This window comes from Cutibacterium sp. LaCa_89 (genome assembly GCF_058177555.1).
Map to the genome: position 1 here is coordinate 353,842 of NZ_CP190889.1, position 24,652 is coordinate 378,493.

Genomic DNA, 24,652 nt, shown 5'->3' on the forward strand with positions numbered 1-24,652 from the left:
GGTGTACAGGTAACCTTCCGATATGACCGATGGACAGATCACCCTGACGGGCATCCGCGCCCACGCGAATCACGGCGTCCTCGCCAGCGAGCGTGAGCTCGGCCAGCCCTTCAGCGCTGACGTCACCCTCGACGTCGACATGGACACCGACTCTGACGACATCACCAAAGCCGTCAATTATGCGACAGTCGCACAGCAGGTGCTCAACGTTCTCGCAGGGGAACCGGTGAATCTCATCGAAACCTTGGCTGGCAGGATTGCCGACACCGTTCTCGCGATCAGCCCGCGAGTACGTCATGTCCAGGTGACCGTCCACAAGCCGCACGCCCCGGTAGGAGTAGCCCTCGACGACGTGGCCGTCACGTGCCGAAAGGATGCCGAGTGAAAGCTGTATTCAGCCTGGGTTCCAACATGGGAAACCCCTTTGCTCATCTGCGAGACGCCGTCCGCCTCATCTCCGAAACCCCCGGCCTTCACGACGTCGTCGTCTCGCCCGTCTACGTCACTGCCCCTGTTGGGGGAGTGCAGCAGGACGACTTCCTCAATCTGGTCGTCGTCGCAACCAGTGACCTTCCACCATCAGTCTTGTTGGAGCGTGCTCACGTCATCGAAGACGCCCACGGGCGTGAGCGCACCACCCCAAATGGTCCTCGTACCCTCGACGTTGACCTCATTTGCGTCGGCGATGAAACCGTCACTACTGACGAATTGACGCTTCCGCACCCCCGAGCACATGAGCGCGCATTCGTCCTCGTGCCGTGGTCCGACGCCGACCCTGAGGCCGAATTGCCCGGGTACGGACGGGTTGTCGATCTGCTGGCCCGCTTCGACGCCGACGACGTAGCCAAAGCCGTCAAGCCGTATTCACGCCAGATTGACGTGGCTGGTGTCACCGTTGCGAGAGGATGGGACGAGAGGCGCGACGAGGAGGATCTATGACACGGAGCCTGCCACCGGACTGGGATGACGATCGACGCCCCGACGGCGGCGATGATCCCCACGGCAATCTCGCTCCGACCGACTGGAAGGTCGTCATCGTGGCAGCTCTGTGTGGAGCTGCCCTGGGATGGTTCACGCTGAGCATCTACAAGGTCAGTGACAACACCGTTCCGATCCTGCCCTGGTCGCTCCCGGTGGTCATCCTTGTCGTCGCCGTCGCGACATGGGGATATGCCAGGGCCTTTCGCGCCAAGGTCGTCGACCCCAAGCGAGAGGTCGAGGCGAACCAAGGCCTCGTGTCACTGGCACTGGGAAAGGCCATCACCTTGTCGGGTGCTGCTCTCGTCGGGGCGTGCATCGTGTACGTCCTCACCTACGTCTGGCACCTCAACATCCCCTACCCCCGGCAGCGGACCATCGTCGGGGCGGTGACAGCCATCACCTGCGCGGTCATGGCATGGGCCGGGTGGTTCCTCGAGAACGCCTGCAAGGTGCCGAAGGGCCCGGAGGATCCGGACGAGCGCTCCAAGAGGTGACAGCGACCACAAGATCGCGACTCGCCAGCGTTCAGTGCTTGACGCGAGGCCCAACGGACTGTACTTGAGGACGCCTCACGCGATATGATTGATTGCGTGAGCGGCGTGCATGATCTCAAACGGGTTGAAAAGGACACTGGCGAGCGCAAGGGTGTGCTCGTCATTCTCATCGCGGCAACGGTTGTTGCCATTGCGTGTGGACTGATTCCCTCCATCTGGGCGGTCCGGGCTGGCGTGCTCGTAGCCCTCGTCGGAGCGTGGGTCTCGGTCTTCATGGCGTGGCGTCAGGTCGATGCCATTCGCCAGATGCATTACGACACCATCAAGGAACTTCGTCACGCTGCATCCGAGCAGGAGAAGCGTCACCATGCTGAGTCCATGGAGATGATCGACACCTTCTCGCGTCGTGTCGGCTCCATCTCGAAGACCCTCGCCGACACTCGCGCCAAGCTGGATCACGCCGAGAGCGAGTTGTCGACCCTCCGTGGCGACAAGGCTGCTTTGCAGTACAAGGTCACGGTCGGTAATAAGAAGGTCGCTTCGCTCGAGATGCGTATCACCGAGCTGGAGACTGAGCTTGACGCCCTGCTGGCTGACGGTCGTTCGGGACGCCTGGGAACCCTGCGCACCGTCACCGACGCGGGCGTCCCCACCGCTGACGAGATCTGGGAGCGCGGCAACGACGCGACCATCGCTGATCTTTCTCGCGTCGCCTTCCCTCGTCTGTCTGACGAGACTAGCGTGGCTCGCCGCCAGGCCTGACACTCAGCCGCCGAAGACCTCATGTGGGGCCCAGCCATGTGGCTGGGCCCCATGCTTGTTCGCCTGAGGGGGCTGTGGGCGGGTGCCCCCGTCCTCACTTGTCCAGATCTCCCAAGGTCCATCCCAGGGATGCTATGGCGGCCTCGACATCGTCCGTCCGAGTACCGGGCAGAATGGCTTCCAGGGCCTGGACGTTGGCAAAGGTGGGAGTGCGCAGCGCCATTCTCCACGGCGTCGTGCCGCCGCGAGATTCCAGCAGGTACCCGGCTCGTCCCCAAGGGGCCTCCATGGCCGTCCAGGTGCGTCCACGGGGAACCTTGATGGCCGTCGGCAGGCGCGTCGCCAGCGGCCCGTCGAGAGTCGGCAGCCGATCCAGGACCTGACGGCACAGGCTTGACGACACCGTCACGTCGTCGCACAGGGCTGTCAGCCGGGAGTAGGCGTCTCCCAGGGGCTCTGCAGCCGTCTCAGGCCAGCTCAGCTCGTCGTAAACCGGCAAACCCTTGCGAATGTCCATGTCGACGCCGCTCGTCCGTGAGACGGGCCCGGAGAGGCCGTAGGCGTCGACCATCTCTGTGGGAATGACGGCGACCTCGCGAATCCCCTCGGCGGCCTCGAGGTCGGCACGCAGCCGGGGGAGGAGGGTGTCTGCCTCGTCGAGCCATTCCCGTAATCCGGGGCACCACTCCTGCTCCGGATGGATCTCGAGCCCTCCGATCCGCGTGATCATGGGATGAATGCGATTTCCTGAACACGACTGCCAGATCCTTCGTGATCTTTCAATCGTGGAAGCAATCTCATTCTCGAGGTCTGGGTCATCACAGTGATGACCCACCCATGACAAAAATGTGAGGTGTGAGGTGATTCTGCTGAACTCTGCGAGCAACGTTCGTATCCATGTCACCCGAATCGGCACAGTAATACCCATCGCCTCTTCGACGACATGTGCTGCACCAGTCTCACCGATGAAAGGTGACGTCCAGTCATGGCGTGATGCAAGCATGGGAATCTGTCGGTAATCACGGACCTCGAAGAGTTTTTCATCCCCGCGATGAAGGTTGCCGACATTTACCTGTGCCGAGGTGATGAGATCGTCCTCGACAGTTGTGGCGATATGGACCAGGCCTGGCCTCGTCGGGTGCAGCCGCCCGAGATCAAGCCGGATCACCTCATATTCGCCATCTGGAGTTACTGCAGGGGTTGCCAACATCATCGCTCCGACGACGAACAAGATCTTTCGCGTGGAACTGAACACACCTCAAGGATGCCTCATTACGCGCCCAGATGCACCTTCAAGACAACCTTTCGATGAAAGAGGAACAGAAGTTGCCTTGTGTTTTTCTGTGTCATCAACATAAACTGTCAGTTGAAAAGCCGAAGTTGTATCTACGGCGCAAGTCTGAAAGGAATACCATGGCACAGCGTGTGCGTGTTGATCTTGTCGACGATGTGGACGGAAGCCCTGCCGAGGAATCCGTCAATTTCGCTCTTGATGGTGTCAGCTATGTGATTGACCTGTCCGCGGAGAACGCCTCTAAGCTGCGCGATGATCTGTCCAGGTGGACCGCCAATGCTCGTCGCACCGGTGGTCGCCGTACCCGTGGTCGTCGGCCCACCGGAGGCCCGACCGCTAACGAGGTTCGTCAGTGGGCCAAGGAGCAGGGTTACGAGGTCTCGGAGCGCGGACGCGTCGCCAACGAGATTCGTGAGGCCTACGATCGCGCTCACTGATCCCAGTCATGTGATCCTTGACAGGGCGTGTCGGTGGCGACGCCGGAGCAGGAAGGCTCCGGCGTCGCGCTGTTCCACCCGGGTTGTGCCAGCGGCGTAAGTGGGTGTCTCAGATCTGTCGTCAGCGGTTATTAGACTGACTACACAGGCCGGCGGTCCAGCGCTGTCGGTTGGTTGCATGAAAGTTTCACGCGACCGCGAGTGGATTCGTACACCGGTGTTTTTCGGTAGTTGATCTGCTCCACATACGAGGAGAGTTCATGTTCGAACGGTTCACCGATCGGGCCCGCCGGGTCGTCGTCCTGGCCCAGGATGAGGCCAAGGCCCTGAACCACAATTACATCGGTACCGAGCACCTGCTGCTCGGGCTCATCAGTGAGGGCGAGGGCGTTGCCGCCAAGGCCCTCGAGTCCCTTGACATTTCCCTGGAGGCAGTCCGCGCCCAGGTGGAGGAGATCATAGGTCACGGCACCTCGACACCGACTGGCCACATCCCCTTCACCCCGCGCGCCAAGAAGGTCCTCGAGCTGAGTTTGCGCGAGGCCCTCCAGATGAATCACTCCTACATCGGTACCGAGCACATCCTGCTCGGCCTCATCCGTGAGGGAGAAGGCATCGCCGCGCAGGTGCTGATCCGCCTTGGCGCTGACCTCAACACAGTGCGCAACAGCGTCCTGCAATTGCTGCAGGGCTACCAGGGTGACGAGCGTCAGGCTGCCACCTCGGGCGCGCCTGAGGCTGGCCCGCAGCAGTCCTCGGCGACGATCCTCGATCAGTTCGGTCGTAACCTCACCGACGCCGCCCGTGACGGCGAGCTCGACCCGGTCATCGGGCGTGAGAAGGAGATCGAGCGGGTCATGGTGGTGTTGAGCCGCCGTACCAAGAACAACCCGGTTCTCATTGGTGAGCCTGGCGTCGGCAAGTCCGCCTGCGTGGAGGGTCTGGCCCAGGCCATTGTGCGTGGAGATGTCCCCGAGACCCTGCGCGACAAGAAGATCTACTCTCTGGACCTCGGCTCCATGGTCGCCGGATCGCGTTACCGCGGCGATTTCGAGGAGAGGATGAAGAAGGTCCTCAAGGAGATCAAGAACCGCGGCGACATCATCCTGTTCATCGACGAGATCCACACCCTCGTCGGTGCCGGCGCTGCCGAAGGCGCCATCGACGCCGCCAGCATGCTGAAGCCGATGCTGGCCCGCGGCGAGTTGCAGACCATCGGTGCGACGACCCTCGACGAGTACCGCAAGTACATCGAAAAGGATGCCGCCCTGGAGCGTCGTTTCCAGCCGATCCAGGTGGCTGAGCCGTCGATCCCGCTGGCCATCGAGATCCTCAAGGGCCTGCGCGACCGCTACGAGGCTCACCACAAGATCACCATCACGGACGAGGCCATCACCTCGGCGGCCAACCTTGCGGCCCGTTACATCCAGGACCGCTTCCTGCCTGATAAGGCGATTGATCTCATCGACGAGGCTGGCGCCCGGATGAACATCCGCCGTATGACGGCCCCGCCGGACCTGCGCGAGTTCGACGAGCGGATTGCCCACGTGCGCGTGGAGAAGGAAGCCGCCATCGACGCCCAGGACTTTGAACGTGCTGCCGGGCTGCGCGACGACGAGAAGAAGCTACTCGCCGAGCGTGAGGCCAAGGAGGAGGAGTGGAAGCAGGGAGACGAGTCGGTTCCGGCCGTCGTCGGTCCTGACGAGATCGCCGAGGTGCTCTCCGGAGCCACCGGCATCCCGGTCTTCAAGCTCACCGAGGAGGAGTCCCAGCGACTGCTTCACATGGAGGACGAGATCGGCAAGCGTTACGTCGGACAGGAGGATGCTGTCAAGGCGCTGTGCCGCTCCATCCGTCGTACCCGCGCCGGCCTCAAGGATCCGAAGCGTCCGGCTGGTTCGTTCATTTTCGCCGGCCCGTCCGGTGTCGGCAAGACCGAGCTCACCAAGGCGCTCACCGAGTTCCTCTTCGGTGACGAGGATGCCCTCATCACCCTGGACATGAGCGAGTACTCCGAGAAGCACACCGCATCCCGGATGTTCGGTTCCCCGCCGGGATTCGTCGGTTATGAGGAGGGCGGCCAGCTCACCGAGAAGGTGCGCCGCAAGCCATTCAGCGTCATCCTCTTCGACGAGATCGAAAAGGCCCACCCCGACATCTTCAACTCCCTGTTGCAGATCCTCGACGAGGGACGTCTCACCGACGCCCAGGGTCGTGTGGTGGACTTCAAGAACACCGTCATCGTGCTGACGACCAACCTCGGTACCCGTGACATCTCCAAGTCGGTCAACCTTGGCTTCTCCAAGGCCAACGACGCCGAGTCCAGTTACGAGAAGATGAAGGCCAAGGTCACCGAGGAGCTCAAGGGACACTTCCGCCCCGAGTTCCTCAACCGTCTCGACGAGATCATCGTCTTCCACCAGCTCACCCAGTCCGACATCCTACGGATCGTCGACCTCATGGTGGACCAGTTGGAGGAGCGTCTGGGCGACAAGGACATGGGCATCGAGGTCACCCCGGCCGCCAAGGAGCTGCTGTCCAAACGTGGCTTCGATCCGCTGCTGGGTGCCCGTCCACTGCGTCGCACCATCCAGCGCGACATTGAGGACGTCCTGGCCGAGAAGATCCTCTTCGGCGAGGTTAAGCCCGGTCAGATCGTGGTTGTCGATGCCGCTCCGGAGGGTTCCGAGGAGCCGTTCGTGTTCAAGGGCACGGAGCGCTCCGAGCTTCCGGATGAGGTCCCTGAGGAGCTCACCTCGTCGGCAGGGGACAACAACAACGGTCAGCAGGACTGATCATTTGATCACAACACTGCGGCCCGGCGCTCGATGCGCCGGGCCGCAGTGTTGTGTGTGTGGGTCTCAGAGCTTGGCGAGTACCGCCTGGAGGGCGAAGGACACCAGCCAGTGGGTGGACATGAAATCGCCGTCAGTGATTTGGGAGGCCACCTCGCTGATCTGACGATTAGTGGCCACCTCGATGCGGCGACGAGCGTCGTCGTCGAGCCATGGTGTCAGCACCCGCAGCTGCCAGGCCCGCGACAGGCTCAGCCCATACAGGTGGGCGAGCTTGCCGTCGGTGCCGTCGGTCACCTCGGCGACGTCCAACAGGTTGTCGTCAGCCTGTCCCAGATGCGGTAGGAAGGCATGCAGCCAGGTGCCAAACTCATCGGAGCGACCTTCGGCCCGGTAGACCCGCGCCATGAGGTGGGCTTCGCTCAACGCCGCCGACAAGAAGTCATTGCCGCTGGGCTCCCAGGACGACGGGTAGTCGGTGTCGGCGTCGAAGAAACGGTGGGAGTGCTTGACAATGGCATCAACGACGTCGCTACGTCCCAGGGCCTGGGCGGCATCGAGGCACAGGCCAATACCGAAAGCGGTGTTGTCGTGGGTTCCGGTGCGGACGGGGAAGGTCATCGTCGGCAGCCATGCCAGCAGGTTGTCGAAGATCTGGCGTCCGACGATCCGAGTCGCGGACGCCCACTCCGGCGAATTGCTCGTCATGGTGGCCAGCGCTGAACACTTGGCGGACAACAGTGCCGCCCATCCCCAGCCGTAGGGACGCTCGTACCCGCGATGAACCCGCAGGTACTCCGCCTCCACCTGGGCATTCTCATTGGTCAGACGCGTATTGAGAAGGCCAACCAGCTCGTCAATGGTTGCGCAATCGATCGTCTGGTTTGCGTGCTCGAGCAAGGTGAGGGCCGACCACTGCATGTGTGCCGAGGAATGCCAGTCCAGACACCCATGAAAACACGGATGGAGACGCCATGGCGTGACGTCGACGTCGTCCGGCCCCTGGGACTGGTGGGCTGAACCCCATGGGAAGGGCCGATTCAGGCCGTCAATGATCGTCGTGGCCCATCCTTGGGCGTAATCGTCAACGCTCACAGCAAACCTCCTGGGAAGCAGCACAGATACATGATGAGAATGTTGCAGAACAGCAGTGGAACAGCGGTGGGGATCTGCGCCTTGATAGGACCATAACTGTCATCAAGCTCAAGCAAAGCTGCCGGGACCAGATTGAAGTTCGCGGCCATCGGGGTGCACAAGGTGCCGCAGAATCCGGCCAACATACCCATCGCGAAGATGGCAGCCATATTGCCTTCGAAGTGCTGGATGAGTAGCGGCCACCCGACGGCAGCCGTCATCACCGGGAAGGCCGCGAAGGCGTTGCCCATGACGAGGGTGAACAAGGCCATGCCGATGCAGTAAACACAGACCGCTGCGAAGAGACTTCCGGACGGCAGGATCCACGACGTGATGCGTCCCACTGCGTCACCGACGCCGGCATTATTGAACAGGGTGCCCAGGGTCGCCAGGAACTGGGGCAGGATCGCCGCCCAACCGATGTGGCCGAGCAGCCGGTCGCCTTCCTTGAAGGGCACCATGGGGGAGCGCACCTTGAACATGATCATGGCGACGACGAGGGAGATCAGCGAAGCAGCTCCTAGACCGATGATGGTCGCCATGCCGGTTTCCAACACCGGATTTCCGCCGAAGGACAGGTCACGCATGCCGGCCACCGCGAAGATCGCGGCGACGATCGGAATGATGAGGGCGGGCACGAACAGTTTGTTGCCGAACTTCTCGGAGAGCTCCTCCCGCTCGGCGTCAGTAGTGGTCTCGTTGGAGCCGCGGTCCGGGAAGCCGCATGTCGCCAGTACGACCAGGAGGAGGACAGCGACGCCCTCCACGAGTGCCGGTGCCGTCTTGTCGACGACGAAGGTGCCGTAGCCGAAGCAGAAGGCCAGGATCGCCCAGAAGGCTGCTGATCCGAACCGCTTCCTGTCATCGCGATCGCGCATCCGGATGACGGCGATGATGAGGAAGAGAATTCCGCACAGCCAGTAGAACCATTCCACCTTGATCATTAGCGGACCCCCTGCTCAGGATTGCCGCCCGAAGGCAGACTGACGGTGTGGCCAGGCTCAGGAGTGGTGTCGACGCCGACGTCGTCCCCTCCCTCGGCGGCCATCTTGGCGAGCTTGCGATCCAGCAGCCACATCCGTGGGGCATGGATGAGGAAGGCGCAGATAGCTGTCGGGATGGCCCACAGGGCGATCTGGAGGGCTTCGAGCTTGAGGTTGTAGGTGGCATCGACGAAGCCGGTGATGAGCAGGATCGACCCGATGGCGATGAAGACGTCCTCACCGAAGAACAGTCCAATGGTGTCCGCCGAGGAGGCATAGGAGCGCAGTTTCTCCCGCATCTTGCGGGTGTAGCGAGGGTGACTGCGTCGGGCGGCAGCCTCAGCCATCGGCACGGCGAGGGGACGCACCGCCTGGGCGGGTCCGCCGATGGATGACAACCCCAGTGCAGCGGTGATCTGGCGAATGGCGAGGTAGACGGTGAGGAGCTTCCCAGCCGTCATGGACTTCATCTTCGACATCAGGTGGCCGGCCTGCTGCATGAGGCCGTGGCGCTCGAGCAATCCGATGACGGGCAGGACGACGATGAAGACCGTCACGGATCGAGAACTGGCAAATCCGGTGCCGAAGGTCTCGATGATCTTGACCGGCGTCATACCGGCAATGAGGCCGGCAGCGACACCGGCGACTGCGACCACGAGCATGGCGTTGAGCCGCAGCGCGAAGCCGACGACGACGATCGCCACGGAAAGCAGAACCCACATGGTTCGCTCCTCTCCTGGGTGTTTCTGGGGATTTGGTCGCGTCACTCTAGAGAGCGTGTCGGGAGTACTTCACGTCTCCGTTGCCGGATCTGTCACGACGACCAGGCAGATTGCGGCAATCTTGGGTCATGGCAACTGTTGATCTCAATGCAGACATGGGGGAGTCCTTCGGGTCGTGGAAGATGGGTGACGACGAGTCTCTGCTGGGAATCGTCACCTCGGCGAATGTGGCATGCGGGTTCCATGCCGGCGATGCCGTCGTCATGGGACGCACCTGCAAGGCCGCCGCAGAACGCGGGGTGTGCGTGGGGGCCCATGTCGCCTACCGGGACCTCGCCGGGTTCGGTCGCAACTTCGTCGACGTAGACCCCGGACGACTGCGTGACGAGGTCATCTACCAGTTGTCGGCGCTGCGCGGGGTTGCCGCGGTTCACGGCGCGTCGGTGCGCTACGTCAAGCCTCATGGCGCCTTGTACAACACGATCGTCCACCACGAGGCGCAGGCCAGAGCTGTCGTCGAGGCGATCGTCGCCGTCAATTCCGCCACGGATTCTGACGTGGCCATCCTCGGTCTACCCGGCGCCCTCGTCCTCGACCTTGCCGAGCAGCAGGGAGTGCGAACCCTGCGTGAGGCCTTTGCTGATCGCGCCTACAATCCGGACGGCACCCTGGTGTCGCGTAGCCAGGAGGGATCGGTGTTGCACGACCCCGACGAGGTCGCCGAGCGGGTCGTCAAGCTCGTGACCCAGGGAGCGGTGACCGCCATCGATGGCACCGAGGTGAGTATCCAGGCCGATTCGGTGTGCGTCCACGGTGACACCCCGGGGGCTGTCGCGATGGCCACGGCGGTGCGCGATTGTCTTGCTGCTGCCGGTGTCGAGCTGCGGGCTGTCGCATGAGACTGCTGCCGGCCGGGCGGACGGCGGTTCTCGTCGAACTGGACGACGCCGGTCAGCGGCGGCGTCTGCATCGCGCCCTGAGCGACCACCCGGCTGAAGGGACGGTGGATCTCGTACCGGCCCAGACGACGGTGCTCGTCCAGGTGGAGTCCGCTGACCTGTTGCCGGGAGCCGTCGCCCATGTCCAAGACCTGCTCGCCGGGGGATTGGACGCTGTCGAGGAGGGATCGCGGGAGCCCCTCCCAGTGCCCGTGCGTTACGACGGACTCGATATGTCGGACGTGGCAGATCTGCTCGACATGACGACCGACGAGCTGGTGAAGCATCACAGCGACCAGCTGTGGACGGTGGAGTTCGCGGGATTCATGCCTGGGTTCGGGTACATGTCCGGGGTGGACTGGCCCTACCGGATTCCACGTCGCTCCAGCCCCCGAACCCGGATCCCACCGGGCAGTATCGCCCTGGCCGACGGATTCACCGGGGCTTATCCGCAAGCGTCACCGGGCGGTTGGCAGATCATCGGGACGACGGAGATGACGCTGTGGGACGAGAACGCTGACCCGCCGGCCCTGCTATTGCCGGGTGCCGTCATCAAGTTCGAGGCAGTGACCTCATGACTCACTTCGTCGTGGAGATGGCCGGGCCCAGAACCCTCGTCGAGGATGCTGGACGTCGAGGATGGGCCGATCTGGGGATCAGTGGCTGCGGGGCGTGGGATCGTCGCGCCTATCGGGAGGGAGCTCGTCTCGTCGGTAACGCAGCCGGTCTCGGGTGCCTGGAAGTTCTGCTCGGTCCAGTGCGTCTGACGTGCATCGGAGAGCCTGTTCTTGTTGCTGCGACAGGGGCAGACGTCGAGATTGATCTGGATGGATCACCACGTCCCAACGGCCGTGGATTCCTCGTCGCCGATGGTCAGACGCTGACGGTCGGTGCGCCGGAAACGGGATTACGGAGTTATCTGTCCGTCACCGGAGGCATCAGTGCGACGCCGACCTTCGCCAGCGTCTCGGCCGACCCGACCCGAGGGATGGGACCAGCCCCGCTCAAGACGGGAGACGTCGTCACCGTTGGGGATGGGCCAGCCGGCGTCATCACTACGAAGCCTGTCAACGTCGGTCCCGCGCCACAAGAACTCATCCTCCACGGCGTATGGGGCCCGCGCGACGACTGGTTCACTGACGCTGGCCGACGCGCGCTCGAGGAGACGACATGGCGGGTCGGAGAGGCGAGCGACCGCGTCGGGACGCGGCTGGAAGGGCCGTCCCTGGAGCGAGCAGTGACGGGGGAGTTGACGAGTGAGCCGGTGGTGCGAGGAGCGATCCAGGTGCCCACCTCGGGTGTGCCCCTGGTCTTCGGCCCGGATCATCCGACGACCGGTGGGTACCCAGTCATCGGGGTTGTCGACCCCGACGACGCAGACCGTCTTGCCCAGGCTCGAGCCGGGGTCGTCGTGAGGTTTCGGATGTCATCGCAGCCGTGGCGATGACACGTTCCCGGGGTAATCCGCCGGGGTATCATCGGCCCTTGCCCTAACCTCTTCGCCCCCTAGGAGACCTCTTGTCGTCCGAGCAATCGCCAGTCGTGGACGTCGATCGCCTTGCCCGGGACCGAGATGGAAATGTCGTCACCGAGAAGCAGGCATGGAGCGCTCTGTGGGCCCTCCTCGTGGGCTTCTTCATGATCCTCGTTGACACGTCGATCGTCACGACCGCACTGCCAGCGACCATCCGCGCCCTCAACGCCAATCTCAACCACGGCGTGTGGATCACCAGTGTCTATCTGCTCACCTACGCCGTCCCGCTGCTGATCACCGGACGTATGGGCGACCGGTGGGGCCCGCGTCGCATGTACCTCATTGGCATGCTCGTCTTCGGAGTTTCCTCGCTGGCTTGTGGTCTCTCCCCGACGATCGAGGCTCTCATCGCCGCTCGTGCGGTTCAGGGAATCGGTGCTGCCCTCATGACCCCGCAGTCCCTGTCGATGATCACCCGACTCTTCCCACCGGAAAAGCGCGGCGCCGCCATGGGCCTGTGGGGAGCCACGGCAGGTGTGGCCAGCTTCGTCGGCCCGGTCCTCGGCGGCATTCTCGTCGACACCCTGGGATGGGAGTGGATCTTCTTCGTCAACGTCCCGGTCACCATCATCGGGCTGTGGCTGGCCATCCGGAACGTCCCCGCCCTGGAGACTCATGGTCACGCCTTCGACTGGTTGGGCGTCATCCTGTCGGGTATCGGCATGACCCTGCTCGTCTTCGGTATTCAGGAGGGTGAGCAGTACAACTGGGGGACGATTACCGGCATCATTTCCGTACCCTTGCTCGTCATCCTCGGCGTGGTTTTCATGGTGCTCTTCGTGGTCTCCCAGACCGAATGGGCGCAGGCCCATCTGCATGCTCACGCCAGCGACTTCGAACCACTGGTTCCGCTGCGTCTGTTCACCAAGCGCAACTTCACCCTCGCCAATATCGCGATCTTCCTGGTCGGCATGCTCGTGACTGCCTACTTCATGCCGACCACTGTGTACCTGCAGAACGTGCGTGGCAAGTCCCCGACGATCGCCGCCCTGCTGCTCATCCCCACCGCCGTCTTCTCCGGTGCGCTGTCTCCGGTGGTTGGACGGGTGCTCCAGCGCCGCTCGTCGGGGCGAATGGCCACCATCGGCGTGGCTCTCTACGTGATTGCCTCGATCGGATGGTGGCTGTTCATGGTGCCGTCAACTGGGGTATGGGTCTTCCTGCTGCTGTCGGTCGTCACCGGTATCGGTTCGGCCATGATGTGGAGCCCGATCTCGCTGGTGGGCACTGACGATCTCGGTCAGGCTGACGCCGGAGCCGGTTCAGGAGTCTTCAATACGACTCGTCAGGTCGGTTCGGCCCTTGGCTCGGCCCTCATTGCCATGATGATGGACGCCCGAATCATGGCTCGCCATGACCTGGGGCGAGGGCTCGGCGAGTCGATGTTCATCACCATCGTCGCCGGCACGATCTGCGTCATCGTCTGTGCCTTCTTCGCGAACTTCCAGCGTTCATCTCAGCACAATTCCTGACGACAATCCTCTGTGAGGCAGGTGGACGTCGCCGGGGTGCCTTTCGCCCGCCCCGTAGGATGACCACATGAAGATTGCCATCGGAGGGTTTGCCGGTCTCATCGGCACAGCGCTGGTTCAGCGGCTGCGCAAGGAGGGGCATGACGTCGTCACACTGACACGTCATGAAGCCATCCAATCCTCTGACCGCAGGTGGGATCTCGACACCTTGTCCATCGCCCCGCCATTCCTCGACGACGTCGACGCTGTGGTGAATCTGGCTGGAGCTCCCATCGCCGGGGGACGCTGGACCGATGAACGCAAGACCCGCATCTTGGCATCTCGCATCGACTCCACTCGTCTCATCGTGCGAGCCCTGGCATCCTCGCCACGCTGCCGGATTTTCATCAACGGATCAGCCGTAGGCTATTACGGCCCTCGTGGCGATGAATGGCTCGACGAGAATGACCCCGCTGGCGAAGGGTTCCTGGCCGAGGTCTGCCAGCGGTGGGAAGCAGCCGCGTGCGCCGCTCCCGAGGGAGTGCGCGTGGCAACCCTGCGTACCGGTCACGTCATGAGCTCGTTCGGCGGCATCCTCGGCAAGGAGCGCCCACTCTTCCGGCTCGGATTGGGCGGCAAGATCGGTGACGGCAGCCAGTACATGTCGTGGATCAGCCTTCATGACCATGTGTCGGCCATGGTGCGGATCCTCACTGACGATTCCATCAGTGGACCGGTCAACCTCGTCGGACCGAATCCATGCACCAACGCCGAGTTCACGAAAACCCTGGCCAAGGCGATGCACCGGCCGTCAGTGCTGCCTTTCCCGACCCCGGCGGCGAAGATGATCTTCGGGTCCCAGCTCGTCGATGAGGCGCTGTGCTCCGGACAGAGGGTCAAGCCCGCCAAACTCCTTGATCACGGATTCGAGTTCCGCGACACCTCCATCACCGAGTCAATCACCTCAGCACTTGCAGGACGCCGATGAGCCAGAATAACCAACGTCCCGACAATTTTTCCCGCCCAGACGAGTGGGGTTCATGGGCGGACGAGCCGAAACATGACGAGTCCTCCTGGGCACCTTCGCAGCCAGATTCCGGGCAGGCAGAAAGGACGTCGAGACCGGAGTCCGAGCCATATCGCTCGGGGGAGGTCGATCCCTCGTGGGAAGCGCCCTCGGCGTCGTACCAGCAGGCAGCTCCCAGACCTGTTGCCCGCGTGAAACGACGCAGTGACCTCCCGGTGGTGACGTGGACCCTCATCGGTATCTGTTTCCTGGTGTGGGCCGGGGAGTGGGTCAGCCCTCAGATCCGCGACGCCGTCGTCCTGGCGCCCATCCAGGGGTTCCACGAGCCCTGGCGATTCGTCACATCGATGTTCGGGCACGCGCTGAGCATCCTCCACATCGGCTTCAACATGTACGCCCTGTGGGCCTTGGGGCGGTCGCTGGAGCCCTTCCTGGGACGAGCCCGGTTTCTCGCCGCCTACCTGATGTCCGGTCTGGGCGGGGGAGTGTTGTTCTGCCTGATGGCCTCCCCACATGGTGACGGGAGGTTCCTGCCGAACATGAATGACGGCGTCGTCGGCGCATCCGGCGCGATTTTCGGCCTGTTCGGAGTGCTGCTCATCGTGCAGCGCAGGCTCGGGGCGTCGACCCGAGACCTGTGGATCGTGCTGGCCATCAACGCGGCACTGCTGTTGTTCATCTCCGGGATCGCATGGCAGGCCCACCTGGGCGGATTCGTCGTCGGGCTGGCGTGCGGAGTCATCTTCTTCGAGGACCCCAAGCGCATTCAGGCCGGTAAGTCCCCGCAGACGTGGCCGAGGATGGCGATGCTTCTGGGTGTGCTCGTCATCCTGGTACTGCTGAAGTACTACGTGTTTTGAGCTAATCGAGTAGGCCGGCTCGCTCTACGAGGACGGCTATTTGGACCCTGTTCGACATGTCAAGTTTGGTTTGGATGTTTGCCAAGTGGGACTTGACGGTGCCTGCAGCCAGATAGAGGCGTTCGCCGATCTCAGCGTTCGACAACCCTCTGGCCGCTTCAATGGCGATGTCGCGCTCCCGGTCGGTCAGTTGGGAGAGCTGTTTGGCGGCCGCACGACGCCGGCGACGGGACGGATCGGTGCGCACGGTGTCGAGAAGTTGCTTGGTGCTGCGCGCTGACAGCACAGCGTCTCCCGCGGCAGCAGCCTTGATGGCCGTGGTGATCTCCTGTGGAGAGGCGGACTTGAGAAGGAATCCTGAGGCTCCGGCATTGATCGACGACATGACGGCATTGTCGACATCCCAGGTCGTCAGGACAACAATCTGAGGAGGCTGCGGATCGGCGCGGAGTGTTGCCGTGGCCGTCACGCCGTCCATTCCGGGCATACGCAGATCCATGAGGACGACATCTGGTCGTAATTCACGTGCCATGCGGATGGCGTCCCGACCGTCTCCCGCTTGCCCCAGGATCGTGATGGCGTCGTCATGGCCGACGATTGTCGACACAGCACTGCGTGCCAACGGATCGTCATCGGCGAGGAGAACGGTAACCACTCAATGCATGGTATTGCAGGAACTCCCACGTCAGGCGTCGCAGGGTCAAGAAGCGTTGCGCCACGGGATCGTAACGGTGACTGAGAACATCCCGTTTTCCTCAGTTCGACACACGGTGCCGTCGAGCAACTTGACCCGTTCACTGATGCCAGAGAGTCCACGTCCAGAGCCTTCGCCGCGCCCGCCTTCTACGATCGGGTTCGAGCATTCGATGCGGACTCCGTCGGCCGGTGAAGCGTGCACCTTGAGAGCGGCAGTTGTTCCTGGCGCGTGGTTGGCGGTGTTTGTCAGCAGCTCCTGGACGGTCCGGTACACAGCCCGAGAGAGGGCAGGATCAGCAGAGTCTCCCTCGGAAACGTAAATTGATGCCGTGATCGGCTGACCGGCGCCAAAAGTGTCCTCGACGACCTCGGCGAGTTTTGACAACGGAAGATCCGGCGCCGGCGTCATGGGCTCTGAGAGCAAGGAGAGCAAGGACCTCAGCTCAGACATCGCCTTGCCCGCCGATTCGCGCAGCGTCTTGGCGCTCTCCACGTGGTCAGTGCCGTCAAGCCTGGTCTCCAAAGATGCGGCCTGCAGTGAGATGAGGGACAGCGAATGCCCCAGTGAGTCGTGAACTTCTTGGGCAATCTTTTCCCGCTCTTGACGGCGTGAAACCTCATCATCGAGCCGGGCCACGCGTTGGTGAGCTGCAGACAAGTCCCGGCCCGTGACGATGGCTTCACGACGCGAACGGCGGATGAGACCAGCACCTATCCCGATGATGAGAAACGTCGCTGCACCAAGAAGGGCCGTCAGGATAGAAGTTGTGTTGCGGGCCTCCAGTGAGTTGTTCGCCTGAAATATCGACGCCGTCACCGACGCCCCGCTGGGTTGGGCTCGACCATCAAGGATGGCGTCGACGACGGTTATCACGGCGACCAGAGCGGTGCACCACCATGTCGCAGGACCACGCCGTCGGCCGAGCAGGGCTGCCAGGGCAATGAGAGCAGGTACCGTCCCAATGGGCAGGATCACGGCGCCGAGCGCAGCAGCGATCGTCAATCCGAAGGGGATGCGGTGACGCCAGACCAAGGCCGTTGCCAGGGCGATGTCCAGGATCAGCGCAACGATGACCACTGCGGCGTCAATGTCGGTTCCCGCCGGAGTCCCAGCCCGAAACCCTGCCGGTGAGAACACGATGCAGATCAGGCCACCAAAGGCACTGATCAGGGCCAGAAGGATGGTCCGCCATACCGCTGGACGGCTGTCGCGGCCGACCTTCTGGAATTTGAACACGGCAGCTATGTTACGGAGTTGAGCTCTACTCGTGGCACCGCCGTTCGGGAGAGGCGATGGGGCCGATCGACAGAGGCGGTCCTGGCCGTCCGGGTGATGTGGGGACGGGGCCTGCGGCGGTGGACTTGGTACACCAAGCGAAAACACCTCAGGAGTGATCGTGACCGACACCAATTGGCCGAACCAGTCTCAACCCCAGCCACCGCAGGCCCCACAGCCCAAGCCGAAGAAGCCGATCTACAAGCGCGTGTGGTTCTGGCTGCTCGTCATCGTCGCTCTCTTGCTCGCCTTTGGCGCGATGGGCGGCGGTGACGACGGTTCCGATGCCAAGACGGATACCGCCGCGTCCAGTGAAGCCAAGTCGACCGACAAGGCAGCGAAGAAGGCGGACGAGAAGAAGGCCGAGGATGCGAAGCCGACCGAACGTCTCGTCCTGGAGAAGGGCTACAAGTTCACGACTGATGACTTCTCCCCAATGGTGAAGGGCACAGTTACGAACAATTCCGACAAGCCTGTGAAGGTCGCCGTGATGATTACCTTCAACGCCTATGACGACTCGGGGGCCAACGTCGGAACCTGCACGGATTCGACGGAGAGTATCGACGCCAACGGAAAGTGGAAGTTCAAGGCCTTGTGCGACACCGACGACGTCGCAAAGGTCAAGTTCAAGGACCTGTCGGGATTCTGATCCCGTCCTCGTGGTGCTGGTGGCGGCCTCTCGCAAGAGAGGCCGCCACCGCCATTCCGCCAGATCCACAACGACACTGGCCAGAGGTCAACCATCCACAACCGTCACCTCGCCGTAAAGGCGTGTGGTGTGCAGTGCGATGTAGTTGACCTCGGCTTTCGTCAGGTCGTCGCCGATCGCCGTCGAGATGCGCTCGGCCACCGTAAGAGCCGCCGAGGTGGCCTCCGGGTAGCGATCCGACATGAGACCCATGATGTCCAGGTCGATGTGGGAGAGCTGCTTGTTGTCTGCGGCTCGCGCGAATAGGTAACGAAGATGCGTGACGAACCGTGATGCGCTCATGGAGGACCGGTCAATCTGGACCTGCCAGAGATTCTCGAGTTCGGTGAAGACCTCGGAGATCGCTTGAGTCATCGTCACGGTGCGCGACACAGTCGTGCCATCCCACTGGTGGTTGATGAAGTGCAGCGCGAACGCCGCCCATTCCTCGGGTTGCAGATGGATGCCGAGAGCACCGTCGACGATCTCGACGGCCCGGTGACCCAGGCGCGCCTCGTCGGGGTACAGCTGCTGAACCTCCCAAGTCAGGGGGAAGTCGATGACGCTTCCCTGCTCTGCTCGGTGTGCCGCCGCGACGAGGTGATCGAGCACCGGCAGCATCATGCGTTGGGCGTTCGGGATCCCCAGTTCCTCCTGAGCCAGCTCGACGATCGCCTGTGCCACCCGCACCTGGGTGTGAGTGGCGTTGGAAAGGAGTGAGGCGATCGCGGCCGTCCGGTAGGTGCCCTCCGCCAGGTACCGCTGGGCCGATGAGGCGTCGACGATCTCCCCGCGGTGTCGGCCGAAACCGATTCCGCGGGCATTGATGACCATCTCCGTGCCGGAGCGGTCGACGCCTAGAAGGACATTGTTGTTGTAAACCTTCTTGACGACGACCTGCTCGGGGCCGAGCTCGGTCAGGGGGTGCTCCGGAGGAAGCACTGCGTCATCCTGTGGTGATGGTCAGCACCGCAGCCGGATCGTCGCTGCACTCGGAGACGGTGAAGTCGGACCCATTCGTGATGACCACCGGAGAGACCATTGACGGCACCCGCGGCGTGACGGCGTCGAGGTCGACGGTCAGGAGCGGGTCGTCAACGCTGACGGTGTCGCCCTCATGGACATGGACGGTGAACCCCTCGCCCTTGAGCTCGACGGTGTCGATGCCGATGTGGACGAGGACCTCGGCGCCATTGTCGGCTTTGAGACCGACGGCGTGCAGGGTCGGGGCCACCAGCGTGACCTCGCCGTCGATGGGAGAGGTGAACTCTCCCGAGGTCGGGTCAACCGCGAACCCGGGGCCCATGTGCTGGCCGGCGAAGACTGGGTCTGGAACGTCCGTGATGTCCAGAATGGTTCCCGAGACGGGCACTGCGACCTTCAGGGTTTCGTCCTTGTGGCGCTTGTGGAAGAGGGACATGTTGATGCCTTTCAGTCGTCGATTCCGAGCTGGGCGTTGATGGCGTTCTTGTAAAGGATGGCCTTCGCACCATAGACAGCTTGGACGCCTCCGCCGACCTCGAAGACCTCGGTCGCTCCCAAATTCTTGAGTTTAGCCTTGTCGACCTGATCAGCCGCCTTCACCGAGACGCGCAGACGGGTGATGCATGCATCGACATCCTCGATATTCTCAGGGCCACCCAGGGCGGCGATGACCTGCGTCGCCCCCTCCTCAATACCGTCATTTCGTCTCTCGGACTTCTCGGCGGGCTCGTCGGTCGACTTGCCGCCGGTCGGTGCCGCGGCCGCCATGGTGTCCTCGAGGTGTCCCGGGGTCGCGATCTTGAACTTCTTGATGAAGAACATGAACGAGAAATAGTAGAGGGCGAACCAAGCAGCGCCGATTGGCAGGACGTACAACCAGTGGGTCTTGGATTCGCCCTGCAGGACGCCGAAGAGCAGATAGTCGATTGCGCCACCGGAGAAGGTGTTGCCGATGCGGATGTTCACGAGGTCGGCGACGAGAAAGGAGATCCCGTCCAGGAAAGAGTGGAACACGTAGAGCAGAGGAGCCACGAAGAGGAACATGTACTCGATCGGCTCCGTGATTCCCGTCAGGAAGGAGGTGAAGGCCACCGAGGCGAACAGGCCGGTGTACTTGGCGCGGCGCCCCTTCGGCACGCACTGCCACATCGCCAGGCAGGCGCCCGGCAGGCCGAACATCATGGTGGCGAAGCGGCCGGCGAAATACTTGGTCGAGTGGGTGAACAGTCCGACGTGGTTCGGGTCAGCAAGCTGAGCGAAGAAGATCTTCTGCGCGCCAACGGCAGTCTGCCCGGCGACGACCTCAGAACCACCCAGAGGGGTGTACCAGAACATCGGGTAAATCATGTGGTGCAGACCAACGGCGCCTGCCAGACGCATCAGGAAGCCGTAGAAGAAGGTGCCGATGACTCCCCATCCGGCGATCGCGGTGCCGGCCGACACCATTCCGGCCTGGACCGGCGGCCATACCAGGAAGAAAAATGCGCCAATGATGATTCCGGCGAAGGCTGTGACGATCGGGACGAAGCGTGAGCCGCCGAAGAAGCCGAGGAAGGCTGGCAGCTCGATGTTGTGGTAGCGGTTGTGAAGCCACACGGCGACGGCACCGATGACGAGTGAACCGATGACGCCGGTGTCAATCGTCCGGTCGGGGTTGCTCGAGAGGGAGACGAGCGCTTTGGTGGTGGCTGTCATGACGAGGAAGCCAGTGATACCGGCGAGGGCTGCGGTTCCCTTGTCTCGTTTCGCCAAGCCGATACACAAGCCGATCGACAGCAGCAGAGCGAGGTTCTCGAAGATGACACTTCCAGCAGCGCTCATCACCTGGAAGATGTCTTGGAGGATCGGATTGCCGAGAGCGGGGTAGCTCTTGACGGTCGTGGGGTTGGACAACGCACCACCAATACCCAGCAACAGGCCAGCCGCTGGGAGGATGGCGATCGGCAGCATGAAGGCCTTGCCGATCTTCTGCAGGGTCTTGAACATGTCAGTTCTCCGTGGGTGTGTGGGCGACGCGGGCACGGATCGCGTCGACGAAGCGGGCACAGATTTGGGCGGGACGGGTGATCGCGCCGCCGACGACGACGGCGTGGGCTCCGCAGTTGAGGGCGTCGACCGCCAGGTCAGGGGTTGAGATGTTGCCCTCCGCGATGACGGGGATGGACAGGTCCGCAGCGAGACGACGTACCAGCTCGAGGTTGGGTACTGGTGAGTTCGCAGAGGCGGCGGTGTAACCGGAGAGGGTGGTTCCGACCAAGTCGACTCCGCACTTTGCGGCCGTGATTGCTTCGTCATAGGTGGAGATGTCGGCCATCAGGACGGCGGTGGGATGGGCCTCGCGAATCTGAGCGATGAGGTCGGGCGTGGAGACATCATTTGGATGGACGCGGTCGGTGGCGTCGAAGGCGATGATGTCGGCTCCGGCGGACAGGACCGCCTCGACGTCGTCAAGGGTCGGGGTGATGTAGGGCTCGTAACCGTCGTATTCCCTCTTGAGGAGGCCGATCACCGGCAATGGGACGGCTGCCCGGATCTCCTTGATGTCGCGAACCGAGTTGGCGCGAATGCCGATGGCCCCGCTCTGCGCAGCCGCAGTCGCGAACAGAGGCATGACGCCACCGTTCTCGGAATACATGGGTTCGCCAGGTAATGCCTGGCAGGAGACGACGAGTCCCTTTTCCAGGGACTGCACCAATGGATTCATGAGCACCTCCGGCAACGTGTAATACCGGCGTGGACACACTCGTGCCCGCCGGTGGACCAGGTATTGCCGAAAGTTACAAGCCTGAGATCCATGAAATGTTGCTGGAACCCTAACACAGCCCTGGTGGAGCGCTGCGGGGTGGGGTGAGTCACTGGGCGACGGCTGTCAGATCCACCACGACGCCAGCGAGCTGCTCGGGGTGGTGACGGACTTGATGCAGCCTCTCCTGGACGGCCCACATCGCCCACGAGTCGACGAAGAACTCGTCACGTCCCAGGGCACGATCGCGGCGTGCGTCGTAGGGGCAGGAACACCACACGGCCATCGAGGCATGCTTGGCATTCGTCGCGGTGAGAACCCCACAACCTTCGATCACGAGGGGACGATAAGCGTCGAGGGTGACCTCCTCGGTAAAGTGATCCTGGTACCAGTCCCAGCGTTGGTAGCGGTTCCTGACGACGAGCTCGCTCAAGTCCCACACCGCTGACAACCCGGCCCAGCCGGAGTAGAGGTCGTCGCCATGGACGAGCTGGGCATCCGGGCTCAACTCGGCGACACGGTCGGCAAGGGTCGTCTTCCCCGACCCCGAACCCCCATCGATGAGAACAACTGGCCGCTCTGACGTGGTGCCGATGTGTTCGGCAATGACCTGGGCAGCGGCAACGCTTCCTGCGATCGTCTTCACAGCGTCACCAGCTCTCCACGGCGATGCACCAGACCGTCATGAAGCAAGGACTCGAGGCACCTCGATGCCTGATCGGGTTCGGGCCAGGCAGAAAGAGCCAACCGAACCTCTACTCCGTGCGGGCTGTTGCGAACGACGTCCATGATCACCCCCCGACACTGACGATCCGTGCCTTTCCAGGGCTGTCCGCGACGGGCCGGGGCGTTGTCGGGTTTGCCGTCAGCCACCCACCGGCACCGGGCACTGATGGGGCAGACCTCGCACTGTGGTGAACGAGCCGTGCACACCAGCGCTCCCAGCTCCATGGCGGACACCGCCCACTTCGCGGCTTCGGCCTCCTCCTCGGGAACCAGAGCGTCGGCGACGACCCGTTCGGCCTTCGTCACCGAGGCCGGACAGTTCGCGATCCCGGACTCCGCCCGCGCGATGACGCGACGCACATTGGTGTCCAGCACCGTTGCGCGTCCTCCAAAGGCGAAGGACACCACCGCGGCAGCGGTGTAGTCGCCGATCCCGGGCAGGGCGATGAGCTCGTCGTAGCTGCTGGGTACGACCCCGTCGTGCTCGGTGGCGATGGCGACCGCGCAGGCATGCAGACGCAGTGCACGGCGCGGATATCCCAAACGTCCCCACGCGGCGACGGCGACCCCCGACTCCTCCTCGGCCAGATCGTCCGGCGTCGGCCACCGATTCATCCACTCATGCCACGGACCGACGACACGCGTCACCGGGGTCTGCTGGCTCATCACCTCGCTGACGAGCACCCCCCACGGGGAGGTCTCCGGTCGACGCCACGGCAAGTCCCGTCCCTGCACGTCGAACCAGTCGCAGATCGTCTCGACGGCCCGCGGAGTCAGCCCGGTTTCAGGCACGGATCAGCCGATCTCAGCCGATGACCTTGGCTGCGGCCTCGGCAGCCTTCGGCAGGGCCTTGCAAAAGACCTCGAAGGCCTCGTCGTCATGGGCGTCGGAGAGGAACCAAGCCTCGAAGCAGGACGGCGGCAGGTTGACCCCGGCGTTCAACATGGCGTGGAAGAAGGCGGTGTAGGCATCGGCGTTCTGGGACTTGGAATCCTCGTAGTCGCGTACCGGTTCCTCGACCCCGAGGAACACGCTGAAGAGGTTCCCGGCGGTCTGCAGACGGCAGGAGACGCCAGCCGCGTCGAGGGCAGCAGCCAGCTCGCCTCGCCACTGCTCGGAGCGCGCATCGAGACGCTGGTACACCCCGGCGTCAGCCAGTTGGAGGGTCTTGACGCCGGCGACGGTGGCCAGCGGGTTACCCGACAGGGTCCCGGCCTGGTAGACGGGGCCGGTCGGCGCCAGCAGGTCCATGATCTCGGCGCGCCCGCCCAAGGCAGCCAGCGGCATCCCGCCGCCGACAACCTTGCCGAAGGTGAAGATGTCGGGGGCGAAGTTCTCGCCGGACTGCTGCTGCAAACCCCAGAATCCCGACGCGCTGCACCGGAATCCGGTGAGCACCTCGTCGACGATCATGAGGGCGCCGTGATCCTTGGTGAGGCGACGGATCGTCGCATTGAAGCCGGGCTCGGGCGGGACGACGCCCATGTTGGCCGGGCAGGACTCGACGATCACCGCAGCGATCTGGTCGCCACGCTCGGAGAACACGTCCTCAAGGGCTTTGACGTCGTTGTAGCTCACCACGATGGTGTCGGCAGTCGAGGCGGCCGGAACACCCGCCGAACCGGGCAGACCGGCCGTCGCCACCCCCGAACCCGCTGCGGCGAGCAGGGCGTCGGAGTGACCGTGGTAGTTGCCGGCGAACTTGATGATGACGTCGCGGCCGGTGGCACCACGGGCCAGTCGAACCGCAGTCATCGTCGCTTCAGTACCTGTCGAGACGAAGCGCACCTTCTCCACCGGGGCCATCCGCTCGATGATCGCATCGGCCAGTTCGGTCTCGGTACGGGTTGGCGCGCCGAAGGACAGTCCCTTCGACGCGGCCTCCTGGACGGCAGAGACGACCTCGGGACGGGCATGCCCCAACAGGGCCGGACCCCAGGTGCACACCAGATCGAGGTACCGGGTGCCCTCGGCGTCCCAGATCCACGGCCCCTGGGCCTTCTCGATGAAGCGGGGAACCCCGCCCACCGATCCGTAGGCCCGCACCGGGGAATCCACCCCGCCGGGAATGACAGCCTGAGCGGCGGAGAACAGTTCGGCGTTGGAGGTCATTTCTTCCTTCCGGT

At 63.2% G+C, this 24,652-nt stretch carries 26 protein-coding genes; 13 read left to right on the plus strand and 13 right to left on the minus strand.

What is annotated here, in order from left to right:
• Positions 1-22 precede the first annotated feature (22 nt).
• From folB to ACP8LP_RS01520, 4 genes are all read left to right on the plus strand, one after another.
• Entirely contained in the window at positions 23-385 is a 363-nt protein-coding gene (gene folB / locus ACP8LP_RS01505; RefSeq protein WP_016666893.1) for a dihydroneopterin aldolase, read from the plus strand.
• Entirely contained in the window at positions 382-939 is a 558-nt protein-coding gene (folK, locus tag ACP8LP_RS01510) for a 2-amino-4-hydroxy-6-hydroxymethyldihydropteridine diphosphokinase (protein WP_016666894.1), read from the plus strand. The genes folB and folK overlap by 4 nt, the downstream gene beginning before the upstream one ends.
• Positions 936-1,475, plus strand: coding sequence for a DUF3180 domain-containing protein (locus ACP8LP_RS01515; RefSeq protein ID WP_016666895.1), 540 nt, complete (start codon positions 936-938; stop codon positions 1,473-1,475). Before folK ends, ACP8LP_RS01515 begins: the two co-directional genes overlap by 4 nt.
• 84 nt (positions 1,476-1,559) lie before the next feature.
• Positions 1,560-2,237 (plus strand): hypothetical protein, encoded by a 678-nt coding sequence (locus ACP8LP_RS01520; protein WP_016666896.1) that lies wholly within the window; start codon positions 1,560-1,562, stop codon positions 2,235-2,237.
• A gap of 94 nt (positions 2,238-2,331) precedes the next feature.
• Here the strand turns inward: ACP8LP_RS01520 and ACP8LP_RS01525 are convergent, their stop codons facing one another.
• Complete coding sequence (locus ACP8LP_RS01525; RefSeq protein WP_252906070.1) at positions 2,332-3,450, minus strand: NADH-quinone oxidoreductase subunit D-related protein; 1,119 nt, start codon at positions 3,448-3,450, stop codon at positions 2,332-2,334.
• Positions 3,451-3,650: 200 nt separating this feature from the next.
• On the opposite strand from ACP8LP_RS01525, the gene ACP8LP_RS01530 reads away from it, so the two are divergent.
• Both ACP8LP_RS01530 and ACP8LP_RS01535 read left to right on the plus strand, forming a co-directional pair.
• Positions 3,651-3,968, plus strand: coding sequence for a histone-like nucleoid-structuring protein Lsr2 (locus ACP8LP_RS01530; RefSeq protein ID WP_004810449.1), 318 nt, complete (start codon positions 3,651-3,653; stop codon positions 3,966-3,968).
• A 260-nt stretch (positions 3,969-4,228) separates the two neighbouring features.
• The gene (locus ACP8LP_RS01535; RefSeq protein ID WP_016666899.1) at positions 4,229-6,763 is read left to right on the plus strand and encodes an ATP-dependent Clp protease ATP-binding subunit; all 2,535 of its coding nucleotides are present in this window, start codon (positions 4,229-4,231) and stop codon (positions 6,761-6,763) included.
• A gap of 66 nt (positions 6,764-6,829) precedes the next feature.
• Here the strand turns inward: ACP8LP_RS01535 and ACP8LP_RS01540 are convergent, their stop codons facing one another.
• Genes ACP8LP_RS01540 through ACP8LP_RS01550 form a run of 3 tightly spaced genes read right to left on the minus strand, consistent with a single transcriptional unit; the run spans position 6,830 to position 9,602 of the window.
• Complete coding sequence (locus ACP8LP_RS01540; RefSeq protein WP_016666900.1) at positions 6,830-7,858, minus strand: DUF2891 family protein; 1,029 nt, start codon at positions 7,856-7,858, stop codon at positions 6,830-6,832.
• A complete protein-coding gene (locus ACP8LP_RS01545; RefSeq protein ID WP_016666901.1) occupies positions 7,855-8,841 on the minus strand; it encodes a DUF979 domain-containing protein in 987 nt (328 codons plus the stop codon). Before ACP8LP_RS01545 ends, ACP8LP_RS01540 begins: the two co-directional genes overlap by 4 nt.
• A complete protein-coding gene (locus ACP8LP_RS01550; protein WP_462581661.1) occupies positions 8,841-9,602 on the minus strand; it encodes a DUF969 domain-containing protein in 762 nt (253 codons plus the stop codon). The genes ACP8LP_RS01545 and ACP8LP_RS01550 overlap by 1 nt, the downstream gene beginning before the upstream one ends.
• Before the next feature lie 128 nt (positions 9,603-9,730).
• On the opposite strand from ACP8LP_RS01550, the gene ACP8LP_RS01555 reads away from it, so the two are divergent.
• The 6 genes from ACP8LP_RS01555 to ACP8LP_RS01580 all read left to right on the plus strand — a co-directional run bounded on the left by ACP8LP_RS01555 (position 9,731) and on the right by ACP8LP_RS01580 (position 15,412).
• The gene (locus ACP8LP_RS01555; protein ID WP_063279239.1) at positions 9,731-10,501 is read left to right on the plus strand and encodes a LamB/YcsF family protein; all 771 of its coding nucleotides are present in this window, start codon (positions 9,731-9,733) and stop codon (positions 10,499-10,501) included.
• Complete coding sequence (locus ACP8LP_RS01560; protein WP_252908273.1) at positions 10,498-11,118, plus strand: 5-oxoprolinase subunit B family protein; 621 nt, start codon at positions 10,498-10,500, stop codon at positions 11,116-11,118. Before ACP8LP_RS01555 ends, ACP8LP_RS01560 begins: the two co-directional genes overlap by 4 nt.
• Positions 11,115-11,987, plus strand: coding sequence for a 5-oxoprolinase subunit C family protein (locus ACP8LP_RS01565; protein ID WP_016666905.1), 873 nt, complete (start codon positions 11,115-11,117; stop codon positions 11,985-11,987). Before ACP8LP_RS01560 ends, ACP8LP_RS01565 begins: the two co-directional genes overlap by 4 nt.
• 71 nt (positions 11,988-12,058) lie before the next feature.
• Complete coding sequence (locus tag ACP8LP_RS01570) at positions 12,059-13,546, plus strand: DHA2 family efflux MFS transporter permease subunit (RefSeq protein WP_484483232.1); 1,488 nt, start codon at positions 12,059-12,061, stop codon at positions 13,544-13,546.
• 67 nt (positions 13,547-13,613) lie between these two features.
• On the plus strand, positions 13,614-14,513 hold the full coding sequence (locus ACP8LP_RS01575; protein ID WP_202711770.1) for a TIGR01777 family oxidoreductase: 900 nt from the start codon (positions 13,614-13,616) through the stop codon (positions 14,511-14,513).
• A complete protein-coding gene (locus ACP8LP_RS01580) occupies positions 14,510-15,412 on the plus strand; it encodes a rhomboid family intramembrane serine protease (RefSeq protein WP_420484765.1) in 903 nt (300 codons plus the stop codon). Before ACP8LP_RS01575 ends, ACP8LP_RS01580 begins: the two co-directional genes overlap by 4 nt.
• 1 nt (position 15,413) lies before the next feature.
• Here the strand turns inward: ACP8LP_RS01580 and ACP8LP_RS01585 are convergent, their stop codons facing one another.
• Positions 15,414-16,067, minus strand: coding sequence for a response regulator (locus ACP8LP_RS01585; protein ID WP_016666909.1), 654 nt, complete (start codon positions 16,065-16,067; stop codon positions 15,414-15,416).
• Between the two features lie 45 nt (positions 16,068-16,112).
• The gene (locus tag ACP8LP_RS01590; RefSeq protein WP_484483233.1) at positions 16,113-17,345 is read right to left on the minus strand and encodes a sensor histidine kinase; all 1,233 of its coding nucleotides are present in this window, start codon (positions 17,343-17,345) and stop codon (positions 16,113-16,115) included.
• A gap of 160 nt (positions 17,346-17,505) precedes the next feature.
• Here ACP8LP_RS01590 and ACP8LP_RS01595 point away from each other — a divergent pair, with 160 nt between their 5' ends.
• Positions 17,506-18,033 carry an FxLYD domain-containing protein gene (locus tag ACP8LP_RS01595; protein WP_016666911.1) on the plus strand — a complete coding sequence of 176 codons (528 nt, stop codon included), beginning with the start codon at positions 17,506-17,508 and terminating at the stop codon, positions 18,031-18,033.
• An 87-nt stretch (positions 18,034-18,120) separates the two neighbouring features.
• Here the strand turns inward: ACP8LP_RS01595 and ACP8LP_RS01600 are convergent, their stop codons facing one another.
• The 7 genes from ACP8LP_RS01600 to hemL form a co-directional block, all read right to left on the minus strand.
• Positions 18,121-19,014 (minus strand): PRD domain-containing protein, encoded by an 894-nt coding sequence (locus ACP8LP_RS01600; protein ID WP_484483234.1) that lies wholly within the window; start codon positions 19,012-19,014, stop codon positions 18,121-18,123.
• A 4-nt stretch (positions 19,015-19,018) separates the two neighbouring features.
• Entirely contained in the window at positions 19,019-19,492 is a 474-nt protein-coding gene (locus ACP8LP_RS01605; protein ID WP_484483235.1) for a PTS sugar transporter subunit IIA, read from the minus strand.
• An 11-nt stretch (positions 19,493-19,503) separates the two neighbouring features.
• Positions 19,504-21,042, minus strand: coding sequence for a PTS transporter subunit EIIC (locus tag ACP8LP_RS01610; protein WP_484483236.1), 1,539 nt, complete (start codon positions 21,040-21,042; stop codon positions 19,504-19,506).
• Between the two features lies 1 nt (position 21,043).
• Complete coding sequence (locus tag ACP8LP_RS01615; protein WP_484483237.1) at positions 21,044-21,760, minus strand: N-acetylmannosamine-6-phosphate 2-epimerase; 717 nt, start codon at positions 21,758-21,760, stop codon at positions 21,044-21,046.
• A gap of 148 nt (positions 21,761-21,908) precedes the next feature.
• Positions 21,909-22,436 carry a nucleoside/nucleotide kinase family protein gene (locus ACP8LP_RS01620; protein ID WP_484483350.1) on the minus strand — a complete coding sequence of 176 codons (528 nt, stop codon included), beginning with the start codon at positions 22,434-22,436 and terminating at the stop codon, positions 21,909-21,911.
• Between the two features lie 5 nt (positions 22,437-22,441).
• Complete coding sequence (locus ACP8LP_RS01625) at positions 22,442-23,317, minus strand: HhH-GPD family protein (RefSeq protein WP_484483238.1); 876 nt, start codon at positions 23,315-23,317, stop codon at positions 22,442-22,444.
• Between the two features lie 13 nt (positions 23,318-23,330).
• Entirely contained in the window at positions 23,331-24,638 is a 1,308-nt protein-coding gene (gene hemL / locus ACP8LP_RS01630; protein ID WP_484483239.1) for a glutamate-1-semialdehyde 2,1-aminomutase, read from the minus strand.
• Positions 24,639-24,652 lie beyond the last annotated feature (14 nt).

What these genes read in the sequence shown, in the direction of transcription:
- folB (WP_016666893.1), top strand. Translation starts at nt 23, where the DNA reads ATGACCGATGGACAGATCACCCTGACGGGCATCCGCGCCCACGCGAAT.
- ACP8LP_RS01515 (WP_016666895.1), top strand. Translation starts at nt 936, where the DNA reads ATGACACGGAGCCTGCCACCGGACTGGGATGACGATCGACGCCCCGAC.
- ACP8LP_RS01520 (WP_016666896.1), top strand. Translation starts at nt 1,560, where the DNA reads ATGATTGATTGCGTGAGCGGCGTGCATGATCTCAAACGGGTTGAAAAG.
- ACP8LP_RS01525 (WP_252906070.1), bottom strand. Translation starts at nt 3,450, where the DNA reads ATGATGTTGGCAACCCCTGCAGTAACTCCAGATGGCGAATATGAGGTG.
- ACP8LP_RS01530 (WP_004810449.1), top strand. Translation starts at nt 3,651, where the DNA reads ATGGCACAGCGTGTGCGTGTTGATCTTGTCGACGATGTGGACGGAAGC.
- ACP8LP_RS01535 (WP_016666899.1), top strand. Translation starts at nt 4,229, where the DNA reads ATGTTCGAACGGTTCACCGATCGGGCCCGCCGGGTCGTCGTCCTGGCC.
- ACP8LP_RS01545 (WP_016666901.1), bottom strand. Translation starts at nt 8,841, where the DNA reads ATGATCAAGGTGGAATGGTTCTACTGGCTGTGCGGAATTCTCTTCCTC.
- ACP8LP_RS01550 (WP_462581661.1), bottom strand. Translation starts at nt 9,602, where the DNA reads ATGTGGGTTCTGCTTTCCGTGGCGATCGTCGTCGTCGGCTTCGCGCTG.
- ACP8LP_RS01555 (WP_063279239.1), top strand. Translation starts at nt 9,731, where the DNA reads ATGGCAACTGTTGATCTCAATGCAGACATGGGGGAGTCCTTCGGGTCG.
- ACP8LP_RS01560 (WP_252908273.1), top strand. Translation starts at nt 10,498, where the DNA reads ATGAGACTGCTGCCGGCCGGGCGGACGGCGGTTCTCGTCGAACTGGAC.
- ACP8LP_RS01565 (WP_016666905.1), top strand. Translation starts at nt 11,115, where the DNA reads ATGACTCACTTCGTCGTGGAGATGGCCGGGCCCAGAACCCTCGTCGAG.
- ACP8LP_RS01575 (WP_202711770.1), top strand. Translation starts at nt 13,614, where the DNA reads ATGAAGATTGCCATCGGAGGGTTTGCCGGTCTCATCGGCACAGCGCTG.
- ACP8LP_RS01580 (WP_420484765.1), top strand. Translation starts at nt 14,510, where the DNA reads ATGAGCCAGAATAACCAACGTCCCGACAATTTTTCCCGCCCAGACGAG.
- ACP8LP_RS01605 (WP_484483235.1), bottom strand. Translation starts at nt 19,492, where the DNA reads ATGTCCCTCTTCCACAAGCGCCACAAGGACGAAACCCTGAAGGTCGCA.
- ACP8LP_RS01610 (WP_484483236.1), bottom strand. Translation starts at nt 21,042, where the DNA reads ATGTTCAAGACCCTGCAGAAGATCGGCAAGGCCTTCATGCTGCCGATC.
- ACP8LP_RS01615 (WP_484483237.1), bottom strand. Translation starts at nt 21,760, where the DNA reads ATGAATCCATTGGTGCAGTCCCTGGAAAAGGGACTCGTCGTCTCCTGC.
- hemL (WP_484483239.1), bottom strand. Translation starts at nt 24,638, where the DNA reads ATGACCTCCAACGCCGAACTGTTCTCCGCCGCTCAGGCTGTCATTCCC.